Genomic DNA, 8,246 nt, shown 5'->3' on the forward strand with positions numbered 1-8,246 from the left:
GACGCGGAACACGGACCTGGTGAAGTCGATGTGCGGGTTGAGTTCGTCGGCGTGCAGCGACGGCGCGAGCTGGTTGTGCCGCAGCTGCAGCAGGACCTTGGTCAGTCCGGCGATGCCGGCGGCGCTCTCGGCGTGGCCGATGTTCGACTTCACCGACCCGATCGGCACCGACCCGGGCGCGGCCCCGCCGAAGACCCGGGCCAGGCCGGTGACCTCGATCGGGTCGCCGAGTGCCGTGCCGGTGCCGTGCGCTTCCACGTAGCCCACCGACAGGGGCTCCACGCCCGCCGCGGACCAGGCCCGGCGCACCACCGCGGTCTGTGCGGCGGGGTCCGGGACCGTGTAACCGTTCGTCTTCCCGCCGTGCCCGACGGCGGATGCCTTGATGACGCCCCAGATCTGGTCGCCGTCGGCGAGTGCCGCGGCGAGGGGCTTGAGCAGCACGGCGCCGACGCCCTCGGCGGGGACGAAGCCGTCGCCGCCGGCGCCGAAGCTGACGCAGCGGCCGCCGCTGGACAGGAAGTTCCCCTGCTCCAGCATCAGGTACTTGTTCGGGTGGATGCTGACGTTGACGCCGCCGGCCAGGGCCATGCTGGCCTCGCCGCGGCGCAGGCTCTCGCACGCGAGGTGGATCGCGGTCAGCGACGACGAACACATGGTGTCGACCGCGACGCTGGGGCCTTCGAAGCCGCACACGTACGAGACCCGGTTCGCGATCGACGCCGCGCTACCGGCCATCGCCACCCGCCGCCCGCGCACCTGTTCCTGGGCGCCGTACAGCTGGTATTCCTGGTACATCGCACCGACGAACACGCCGACCGGCCCGGTGTTCGCGGCTCGCGCGCGGGTGTAGCCGGCGTCCTCGAGGGTCTGGTAGGCGCACTGCAGGAACAGCCGCTCCTGCGGGTCGAGCAGCTCGGCGTCCGCCGGGGAGATGTTGAAGAACAGCGGGTCGAACTCGTCGACGCCGTCGAGGAAGCCGCCCCATCGGGGCGTGTCGCCGCCGAAGGCGCGGTGGTCCCAGCGTTCGGCCGGGATCTCGGTGACGCTGTCGCGCCCGTCGCGCAGGTTGCGCCAGAACTCGGTCAGGTCGTCCGCCTGCGGGTACTTGCCGGCGACGCCGATGATCGCGATGTCGCCGGACGTGTGCGCGGGCGAGCCAGAGTCGGCCGGCCGGGCTGCGGCAGTGGCGGGGGCGCGGGCCGCGGCGGGTTGGGTCGCCGCGAAGTGTTCGGCGAGGGAGTGCAGGTTGCGGTGTTCGAACAGCAGCGAGGTCGTGACGTCGTCGAACGTGTCGCGTAGGGCGGCGGCGAGTTGGACGACGACGATCGAGTCGATGCCGTAGGTCTCGAACGGCATCTGAGGGTCGATGTCGGCCGGTTCCAGGCGCAGCACCTCGGCGAACAGGTCGCGGAGCCGCGCTTCCAAGGGTTCGACCGGCGCCGCGGTGGTCGGCGGCGGCGTCGGCGCGGCGGGGGCCACCTGGCTGCTGCCTTCGGCCGGGGGTTTGGCTTCCAGCGCGACGATGCCGTCGCTTTCGGCGAGGATGATGTGCTGCTGCGGGTCGCGCGCCTCGTCGAGGGGGAACGCGATGCCGGTGAAGCCGACGTCGGTGAGGACGCGCCGCCACGCGGTGGTGCCGAGGGCGGGGCTGCCCGTCAGACGCAGCGCCGGGTCCTCCGACAGCCACCATCCGGGCAGCAGCCCGAACGTCACGTGCGCCCACAACTGGTTACGGGTCAACTCGTTCAGCAGCAGCAGCCCACCCGGGCGCAGCAACGCCTTCACATGCCGCATCGTGCGATGCATCCGCGACGTCGCATGCAACACATTCGCCGCCACCACCACATCGAACCCACCAACCGGCACGCCCTGCCCCACCGGCGACCGTTCAATGTCCAACAACCCCAGCCGCAGATACGGCGCCATCGCCGAGTACACCGTCTCCGCATGCGACAGGAACGCCGGCGACACATCCGTGTACCAGTACTCCGCGACCCGATCCCGCCATGGCACCAGGCGGTCGAAAATCATCGAGCTGGTGCCGCCGGTCCCGGCGCCGACTTCAAGGATCCGCAGGCCGCCTCCGGGCCGGGCGCGCACGAACTCTTCCAGCGCGTCGGCCAGGACGCCGTTGTAGAAGTCGGCGAGGGCGTTGCCCTGGTACAGGCCCTGAACGAGGTCCATCGACGAGTTCGGGAACATCACCTCGGTTGCCAGCCGGCGACCCGATAGCACGTCCGGCAACGCCCGCAGCACGGTGTCGACGAGGACGGTCTGTGCGCGCAGGTTCGGCTCGGCGCGCCAGGTTTCGCCGGCCGTCTCCCAGCGGGCCCACGCGCCGGCCGGGGGCGGCTCAAGCACTGTCCAGGTCGCGCCGTCGTGGCGGAGGTAGCCGTGTCCGGCGAGGGTGCGCAGGGTCTCGTCGAGCCAGGCGGGCAGGTGCTGGGGCAGGCGGGCGGTGATCGCCGCGGGGTCGATCGTGGGGCCGTCGAACCATCCGGTGGCCCGCAGTTGCGTCCACAGCAGCGCCGTCAGCAGTCCGTCGACGGTGTCGCCGGGGCCGCCGGTCAGGTCGACGATCTCGGCGACCGTGCTCGCGGCGAGGAGGGCGGCGGGTTCGACCGTGGCGGCGTGCCGGTCGTCGAGGAGGTTCCGCAGGCGTGTCGCGGCGGCCGCGTCCCAGCCGTATTCGTCGAGGTCGACGCCGGTCTCGATGGTGGCGGCGTCGACGCCGAGCACCTCGGCGACGAGCCCGCGCAGCGCGTCGGCATCGAGCCTGGACGCGCCGGGCATCGTCCAGTCGGCGGGCAGTGGGGCGTTGGCGTGGCGGGCGGTCACGAGGTCGCGGACGGGGGCCGCCGGGGTCGGTGCCGCGCCGAGGGCGATTTCGGGCAGCGGCACGACCGTCTCACCCGCCAGGTCCACCACGTCCCGCACCCGCAGATACCCCAGCCGGTCCACGGGCGCCGCGACCAATGCCTCCAGCGCCGCCATACCATCGGCGCCCTCGATGGAGCCGAGGCCGACGCGGCCCATCCGCTGCTGGAACCCCTCCCCAGCGACCGCACCGACGCTGCCCCACCAACCCCAATACATCACCTTCACCACACAGTCACGACCCACCGCCCATGACCGGGCGAACGCATCCTGGAACACACACCCAGCCACATAATTCGACTGACCCGGCGCCCGCAGGAACGCATTCAACGACGAGAACATCAACACCAGTTCCAGAGACGCCGCAGCCCCGAACACATCCAGCAGCCACACCGTCCCGGCAGCCTTCGCGTCATACGTCCGCCGGAACTCCCGCGCATCCATGCCCAGCAGGCCACGATCCGCCAACTCCAACGCCGAATGCACCACCCCATGCACCACGCCGAACGTTTCCATCACCTGCCGGTACGCCGCCTCCACAGCAGCACGGTCCGTCACATCCGCACGCACATACACCGGACGCGGACCAACCCGGCCCACCCGGTCCAGCAACCCCTCGATCTCCGCATCGAGGTTGCGGCGACCCAGCCACACGAGTCGCGCTCCGTACACGCGAGCGACGTACTCCGAGAACGCCACACCGACGCCACCGGCACCGCCGACGACCACGTACACGCCACCGCGCCGGAACCCACCACCGGTCGCTGCCGGGACCGCCGCCGGCAGCCAACGGCACCGATACCAGCCACCATCCCGGAACGCCCAACCCCGCCAACCCGCCGACACTCCAGCCAACACCACGTCGCTAGGCCACGCCGCCGTGTCCGTGGGCAGGTCCAGCAGGCGCACCTGCCAATGCGGGAACTCCTGCGCCAACGAACCCACCAGGCCATGGACGCCTGCATGGGCGGGCAACAGTTCCTCACCGAACACCGACACACAGCCGACGGTCACCACGGTCAAACCAACCGCCCGGTCGCCGACGCCACGGTCCAGCAGGTCCTTCACCACACCGAACAGACCCAGAACACCAGACTCCTGCGCCGCCACCACATCCGACGACGACGGCTGCGCAAGCCACACCACATGACCCACCGCACCATCCGGCACGCCCACGACCCCGCCGAACGCCGCCACCAGACGGTCCCGCAACGGACCCGCCTCACCAACCACCACCACCGGGCCGGACACCGGCTCGCCGGTCAGCTCGGCCGACGGCACCAGCTCCCAACTCGGTGCCACGAAGACGCCGTCGCCGGACGGGACCGGCGTGGCGGGTTCGTGCCTTGTGGGGGCGAGCCGGCGGCCGATCAGCCCGCGGAGGCGGGCGGCGACGGTGCCGTCCTCGTCGCACACGACCACGTCGAACGCGTTGGTGTCGCGGGACGTCACGCTGGTCCAGACCCACGGCCGGGCGGGGCAGGGCGTGAACGCCTCGACGGCGTCGACGGCGAACGGGACAAGCACACCTTCGTCGTTGCTGGTGCCGTGGGTCAGCGGCACCACGGACTGGAGGGCGGCGTCGAGGATGCTGGGGTGCAGCCAGGCGTCGCCGGCCGGTGCGCCGTCGGGGCGGCGCAGCCGGGCGAGGACCTGGCCGGTGCCCAGGTGGAGTTCCTGCAGCGCCCGCAGCCGTGGGCCGTGTTCGATGCCGGCGTCGCGGAGGGTGGTGTAGCAGTCTTCGGCCGGGATGGTGCGCGCACCGCATTCGCGGCGCAGCCGGTCCAGGTCGAGGGGCGCGGCCGGGGCGCTGGTGAGGATCTCCGCGTCGCCCTGGCAGTGCACGGCGGCGCGGTCGCCGAGCCGGGGCGGTCCACTGTGGATGGTGAACCGGACCCGGTCACCCTTGCCCGGGGCGAAGGTGACGTGCAGCTCCTGGGGGTTGCCGTCCCAGCGCAGCGGCTGCGGCCAGGCCACGTTGGTCAGCCGGATGGCGTGCTCGGGTGCATCCAGCGCGCGGCCGGCGGCGGCCCGGGCCAGTTCGAGGGTGACGACGCCGGGCAGGACGCTGACGCCGCCGACGACGTGGTCGGCGAGGAAGTACTCGGTGCCGGTGAGCGTGGTGGTGTACCGGTGGGTCCGCAGCGTCGACGTGTTGCGCTGCGCGAGGGGCTGCGGCGCGGGCGGGCGGCGGTCCGCCTGCGGCAGCAGCTGCGGTTGTTCGCCCACCCAGTAGCGGCGCCGGGCGAGGACGGAGGCGGGCAGCGGCACCCGGCGGAACGCGCCGGCGGTGAACAGCGGCGCGAAGTCGACGTCTTCGCCGTGGACGTACGCGGTGGCCAGGGGTACGCCGGCGCCGTTCGGCCGGCCGATGAACCCTGGTGCCCGCTCGCCGTCCAGCCAGCGGTTGAGCAGTTCGGCGAGTTCGGTGGCGTCCTGTGCGGTACAGGCGAGGCGGTGTCCACGGTGGTGCCGCCGCCCGACCGCGAGGGTGTGGCTGACGTCGGCGAACCGGACCTGCCCGGCCTGCGGGCTGACGCACCAGCCGGCGAGGCGCCGGACCTGCTCCACCAGCTGGTCGCGGGTCGGCGCCGACACGACGACCGGCCACACGCCACCCACCTCGGGCAGCGGCGCCGGCGCCGGCACCCCGTCGGTCACCACGACGTGGGCGTTGGTGCCGCTGAACCCGAACGCGCTGACCGCCGCCACCCGGCGACCGTTGACGCCGACCGGCCACGGGCGCACGTCGGTGTTCACGTAGAACGGGCTGCCGTCCAGCGCGATCCCCGGGTTCGGCCCCGCGAAGTGCAGCACCGGCGGGATCTGCCCGTGCCGCATCCCCCACAGCAGCTTCAGCAGCCCGGCGACGCCGGCCGCCGCGGCGGTGTGGCCCACGTTCGTCTTCACGGTGCCGAGCGCGCACCGGGCCGGCGCGTCCGAGTCGGCGCCGAAGACCCGCGACAGGGCGGCGAACTCGACCGGGTCGCCGAGGGCGGTGCCAGTGCCGTGCGCCTCCACGACCTGCACCTCGCTGGGGCGGACGCCGGATTCGGCGTACACGGACCGCAGCAGTGCCTCCTGCGCGCCGACGCTCGGGGCGGTGATGCCGTTGGACGCGCCGTCCTGGTTCAGTCCCGTGCCCTGGACGACTCCGTAGATCACGTCGCCGTCGGCGATCGCGTCGGACAGCCGCTTCAGCACGACGACGCCGACGCCCTCGCCCGGCACGAACCCGTCGGCGCCGGCCGAGAACGCCGCGCACCGTCCCTGTGGGGACAGCATGCCGGCGGCGCCCGCCGACAGGTAGAACTCCGGGGTGCTCAGCACGAAGACCCCGCCGGCGACGGCGACGTCGACCTCCCCGGAGCGCAGCGCCTGCACGCCCAGGTGCACACCCACCAGCGACGACGAGCACGCCGTGTCCACGGCGACCGCGGGCCCGCGCAGGTCCAGCAGGTAGGAGATCCGCGACGCCAGGATCGATCCGGCGCGCCCCGCCATGCCCTGCGGTGCCACCGCCCTGTCCTCCTGCAGCAGGTGGTAGTCGCCGCCGGTGCAGCCGACGAAGACCCCGGCCCGCGCACCCGCCACACCCGAACCCACCAGACCCGCCTGCTCCAGGGCTAGAAAACACTCCTCCAGAAACAACCGCTGCTGCGGATCCATCAGACCCGCCTCAAGCCCAGACACGTTGAAGAACAACGCATCGAACTCATCAAACCCCGGCACGAAACTCCCCCGCCGGCACTCCACCCCCGCCGGCAGATCCCAACGATCCACCGGACCCACGAGATCCTCACCCGCCACCAACCGCGACCAGAACTCGTCCACCGACCGCGACCCAGCAAACCGACCCGACACACCCACCACAGCCACCGGCTCACCAACACCCACCGGCACCGGGGCCACAACGGCCGCCACAACCGGCTCCACCACCGGCTCCGGCACGCTCAACGAACCACCGACCGCCACCAGGTGCGCCGCCAGCCGGTCGAGGGAACCGTGCTCGAACAGCACCGTCGTCGGCAGCTCGACACCGAACAGGTCACCGACCCGGCGCACGAACTCGATGCCGAGGATCGAGTCCAGGCCGTAGTCCCGCATCGCCATGGTGCCGTTCAACGAGTCCGGCGCGGTGCGCAGGACCCGCGCGAGCTCGTCCCGCAGCACGGCCCGCGCCCGGGCACGCAGGTCGGCGGGCGGCGCGGCCGGCACCGGCGCCGCAGGCCGCGCGGCCTGCACCAGCACCGCGGCTGCGGGTGCCGGGGTTGGTGCTGCGGCGAGGACGGCCGCGGGAGCCGGCGTGGCGGCGTTCTCCGCGACCACGATCTGGCCGCCGGCCCCGTGCAGGTGCTCGACCGGGAAGAACACCGAGCCGAACCCGGCCTCCTCCAGCAGCGACTGCCACGCCTCCGGGGCGAGGCCCGGGCTGCCCGGGATCCGCACCTCCGGGTCCTCGTGCAGCCACCACCCCTCGAGCAGGCCGAAGGCGATGTGCAGCGACAGCGCGTTGCCGGCGAGCTCGTTGAGCAGCACCAGGCCGCGCGGCCGCAGCAGCGACTTGACGTGCCGGATCGTGCGGCGCATCTGCCGGGTGGCGTGCAGGACGTTGGTGGCCAGGACGACGTCGTAGCGGCCCGCCGCGAAGCCCTGGCCGGCCGGTGGCTCCTCGATGTCGAGCAGCCGCGGCGCGAGGTACGGCACGGTCGGCCCGAACTCCTCCTCGGCGGCGAACAGGAACGCCTTGGACAGGTCGGTGAACGCGTACTCGTCGATCGAGTCCCGGTACGGCTCCAGCGCGCGGAAGGCGAGCCGGCTGGTCGACCCGGTGCCGGCGCCGACCTCGAGGAGACGGATGCGCGCCGACGGGTCCTCGGCGAGACGCTGCCGCACGTAGGCGGCGACCGCCTCGGCCATCACCTGGTTGAGCAGATCGGCCAGCGGGTTGCCCTGGTACACCGGCCGGACGAGGTCGTAGGAGCCGTTCGGGAACAGGACGTCGGTGGTGAGTTTCCGGCCGCCCAGCACCTCGGGCAGCGCCCGCATCATCTTCTCGGCGATGACCAGGCGGGGCCGCAGGCTGAGGTCCCGGAACAGGTCGTCCTTCGTGGCCTCCCACTCCCGCCACGCGTCCTGCGCCGGCTCGGGGGTGCCGAGCACGGTGCAGCGGCCGGTGGACCGCTCGAACCGGACCATGCCGAACCGGTCCAGGATGTCCAGCGACGCGTCCAGCCACCGTTCGACGTGCCGGGGCAGCCGCTGCTCGGCCTTCAGCGCGGTGACGTCGGTGGTGCCGGACTCGGCGAGCCAGCCGACCGAGCGCAGCTGGGCCCAGAGCAGGCGGGCGAGGAGGGAGTCCATGT

1 protein-coding gene is annotated in these 8,246 nt (G+C 72.5%); it reads right to left on the minus strand.

Annotation, left to right across the window (positions count from 1 at the left end):
- A partial coding sequence (locus AB0K00_RS50150; protein ID WP_363537677.1) for an SDR family NAD(P)-dependent oxidoreductase occupies positions 1 to 8,244 on the minus strand: 8,244 nt, incomplete at its 3' end.
- Positions 8,245 to 8,246: the final 2 nt, after the last annotated feature.

The sequence above is a fragment of the Dactylosporangium sp. NPDC049525 genome (assembly GCF_040676755.1).
Lineage (GTDB): Bacteria > Actinomycetota > Actinomycetes > Mycobacteriales > Micromonosporaceae > Dactylosporangium.